At 33.7% G+C, this 3,257-nt stretch carries 9 protein-coding genes; all 9 read left to right on the top strand.

Annotation, left to right across the window (positions count from 1 at the left end; genetic code table 11):
- A partial coding sequence (locus tag WC622_RS16595; RefSeq protein ID WP_372820808.1) for a hypothetical protein occupies positions 1-265 on the top strand: 265 nt, incomplete at its 5' end.
- Positions 265-480, top strand: a complete 216-nt coding sequence (locus WC622_RS16590; protein WP_372820807.1) for a hypothetical protein — start codon at positions 265-267, stop codon at positions 478-480. The genes WC622_RS16595 and WC622_RS16590, both read left to right, overlap by 1 nt.
- Positions 477-635 carry a hypothetical protein gene (locus WC622_RS16585; protein ID WP_372820806.1) on the top strand — a complete coding sequence of 53 codons (159 nt, stop codon included), beginning with the start codon at positions 477-479 and terminating at the stop codon, positions 633-635. Before WC622_RS16590 ends, WC622_RS16585 begins: the two co-directional genes overlap by 4 nt.
- The gene (locus tag WC622_RS16580; protein WP_372820805.1) at positions 628-1,161 is read left to right on the top strand and encodes a hypothetical protein; all 534 of its coding nucleotides are present in this window, start codon (positions 628-630) and stop codon (positions 1,159-1,161) included. The genes WC622_RS16585 and WC622_RS16580 overlap by 8 nt, the downstream gene beginning before the upstream one ends.
- A gap of 50 nt (positions 1,162-1,211) precedes the next feature.
- Complete coding sequence (locus WC622_RS16575; RefSeq protein WP_372820804.1) at positions 1,212-1,490, top strand: hypothetical protein; 279 nt, start codon at positions 1,212-1,214, stop codon at positions 1,488-1,490.
- A 1-nt stretch (position 1,491) separates the two neighbouring features.
- The gene (locus tag WC622_RS16570; protein ID WP_372820803.1) at positions 1,492-1,665 is read left to right on the top strand and encodes a hypothetical protein; all 174 of its coding nucleotides are present in this window, start codon (positions 1,492-1,494) and stop codon (positions 1,663-1,665) included.
- Between the two features lie 124 nt (positions 1,666-1,789).
- Entirely contained in the window at positions 1,790-2,275 is a 486-nt protein-coding gene (locus tag WC622_RS16565; protein ID WP_372820801.1) for an HNH endonuclease signature motif containing protein, read from the top strand.
- A gap of 189 nt (positions 2,276-2,464) precedes the next feature.
- Entirely contained in the window at positions 2,465-2,734 is a 270-nt protein-coding gene (locus WC622_RS16560) for a hypothetical protein (protein WP_372820800.1), read from the top strand.
- Positions 2,735-3,223, top strand: coding sequence for a hypothetical protein (locus tag WC622_RS16555; protein WP_372820799.1), 489 nt, complete (start codon positions 2,735-2,737; stop codon positions 3,221-3,223).
- Positions 3,224-3,257: the final 34 nt, after the last annotated feature.

Genomic DNA, 3,257 nt, shown 5'->3' with positions numbered 1-3,257 from the left:
AAACGGAATTAGAGACGACAATAGATGGATAAATTTAAGAAAGGCAACTCGTTCAGAAAATATTCAAAACTTAAAAAAGGCACATAAAAGCAATAAAAGTACTGGTTTATTAGGAGTTTACCTAAATAAAAAAGAAGGAAGTATTTATTCAAAAATAACAATTAATAAAAAAGTAATATATTTAGGCTGTTTTAAAACAGCAGAAGAAGCACATAAAATTTATTTAACAGCAAAGCGGGAACTGCATCCATACGGTACGCTATAATGAACATATTAGAAGAATTAAAGACTCTACAACAACAATTCAATCCACCAGAACATACAAAAACAGGAGACAGCTACATCAGCGATGCCGTGACCTATTCAGCCTTATATCGTGCAGGTTGTGACGAAAGCGTTATTAATGACGTATTGCTAGAGCCTGTAGAAAAAAGGAGTGAGTGGATTGCTTATTTTGAAAATTTAGGAGTTAAAAAATGATTGAATTAACAAAAGAAGAAGCATTAAGCATATTGCAAGCATTATCAATGTTTGAGGGATTTTTGTTCAGTGTAGAAGGACAAGGGGCAAGAGGCATAGCAGATTTATTGGAGCATCCAGTTAATTTATTAGCGGAGAAATTGAAAAATGATTAGTGACACCGTTTTCAAAGACGCTTTAGAAGTTGCATATAAAGCCATAGGTATGACAAAAGCACAAAGGAACGCGTTTATTTATATAGATATGAATAGCCCTATCCATCAAAGAGATCATATTTTAGAAATAGCCGAAAATAAAGCAAGAGAACACCAATCGGCAAAAAAAGCATCAAAAAAAGTGCGATCAGAATTTGAGGAGCAAGCCGCTCTAGTACATTGGTTTAGAAAAACATATCCTGATGTATGGATATACGCGAATCGAAACGGTGGAACGAGATCACCTAGAGAAAAAGTAGATCAGATCAGGGAAGGCGTTTTAGCGGGCGTGGCTGACTTATTTGCGCCAGGCTTTAAGCTATACATTGAGATGAAAAGAACTAAAGGAGGAGTTACCAGTGACGCTCAGATTGCATTTAAAGAGCATGTAAAGCAATTCGGGTATAGCTGGATATTGGCAGAGGGGTTTGAGGATGCAAAAGAAAAGATATTGATATTTATTGATGGAGATAAAAATAAAACGTGACATTTGTATTTTTATGTTTATAATTAAACTCAACTTAACAGGAGAGAAAAATGAAAAATTCAGATTACACAATAGCAGACAGAATAGCAGAAATAGAACAAAGCATCATAGACGATACAGTAATGTTTGACGGTGATAAAGGACTAGAATCATTCCTTGCTTTCATTACCAGCGAAGAAATAACAGGCGACGAAGCAAAAGTACTAAACGATGTCATTGTCGCGGCTTTATCAGCTCCATTTTCAGACCGTCATAAACCTATTAACGCTATTATTTGCAGAAGTGTAGAGTGGCAGGCTGAGAGATTGGCTAGATTGGAGGAAGAATAAAATGAAACTATACGACTTCACACCAGACTATATTTTCGGACGCATATTGTTAGCCATAGTAATTGGCATAACCATAGCAACAACTATTATATTTGTAAAAACAGCACATGCGATTGATACTCACCAATATGAAAGATTTCTAGGAGAAAAGGTTTACACTGAAAAACAAACATGAGATAATTAAATTGTTATTTGTGTATCTTCTGTGAAAAGTTAAACAAATAACGAAAGTTATACTAACCCGCGTTCTAGTGTTTGTCACAGCATACACTCCGCGGGTTTTTTATTGGATAAAATAAATGATTACACCTGAATTACTAAAAGAATTTTTTTATTACAATAAAGACACAGGAATTTTTACTAGAATAAAGAGATCAGGAAGTTCAAAAAAAGGAGATATTGCTAATAAAATTAATTGTATTGGGTACGTTTATATTTCATTTTTAAATAAAAAACATTTGGCTCACAGATTAGCTTGGCTTTATGAATATGGTTATTACCCAGATTATGAAATAGATCATATAGATGGTAATCCATTAAATAATAAAATAATTAATTTAAGAAAAGCAAATAGTGGAGAAAATAAGCAAAATATAAAAAGATCAAGTAAAAATAATAAATTAGGAGTTCTTGGAGTTTGTTTTATAAAATCAAGGAACAAGTTCCTTGCTCAAATAATGATAAACTACAAACAAAAGTTTATTGGGTATTTTAATACACAAGAAGAAGCCTACAATGCCTATGTAGAAGAAAAAAGAAAATTACATCCATTTGGAGAATTATAATATGAAAAACTACACACCAACAAAACACAATGGATCAATTCAACCAGTAAATAACAGGAAGAAAGTAGTTTACAGAACAACGCACGATAACGGACGCTTAAGCCATATCCATGCGCCTATTAGGGCTGAGTATTTGAACTGGGGTAGGAATTTAACGATTGGAAGGATCTATGATTATGAGGTTTTGAAATGATAAGTGAAAAAATATATGTAGATTCGGATAATAAAAAATGTACTCTTTATGAAATGGTTAAAACAGAACCAGAATGGGCTGTTAATAGGATTATTGCTGGAGAAAAAGCTATTGAAAAACTGTCAAAGCTTGAGACAACAAAGCATGAGCCGCTTAGCGATGAGAAAATAAAATATATAGCCATAGACCATTTTGGAACTAAGCTAGATGGAAATGATTTCATGTTTGCAAGAGCCATTGAAAAAGCGCACGGAATAGGTGAATAAATGAGTGAATTTGTAACTTACAAACAAGCAATGCAACTGTTAAAGTCTGATGCATCAAACATGCACAAAACATTGAAGAAACACGGTATCGTTAGGGTTGATGCTGGCATACAAGGGGATAAGGCGTATTATAGAAAAGATGAGGTGGTAAAGCTTGCTGAAGAAATAGCAAGAAGGAGAATACCTAAACAGAATGATGAATGGGACACGCAACAAATAGCAGATCATTTTAAGATGCACAAGACTACGGCTGTAAAGCTGGTAAAGCAACCAGGATTCCCATCGGTAAAACGGCGGTATATAAAAGGAATCGCAACTAACGCCACACGTGTTTGGGACGCTAATGAAATAAAACTAACCAGAAAAGAGGATTTTAAAAGCTATAACTCGCCACGAAGTGAACGAAAACACCCAAAGGTAACAAAACAACAACCAATCACAAAAATGATGGATTTAGAAAAGCAATTTTTAAGGGGGTTTAGATTATGAAATAAAAGCAATGTATTACCAATTAATTTTAATA

Origin of the sequence: Pedobacter sp. (assembly GCF_041662865.1) — a bacterium.
Classification (GTDB): domain Bacteria; phylum Bacteroidota; class Bacteroidia; order Sphingobacteriales; family Sphingobacteriaceae; genus Pedobacter.
The sequence above is the reverse complement of the archived record's forward strand: the minus strand, read 5'-3'. Positions and strand labels throughout refer to the sequence as shown.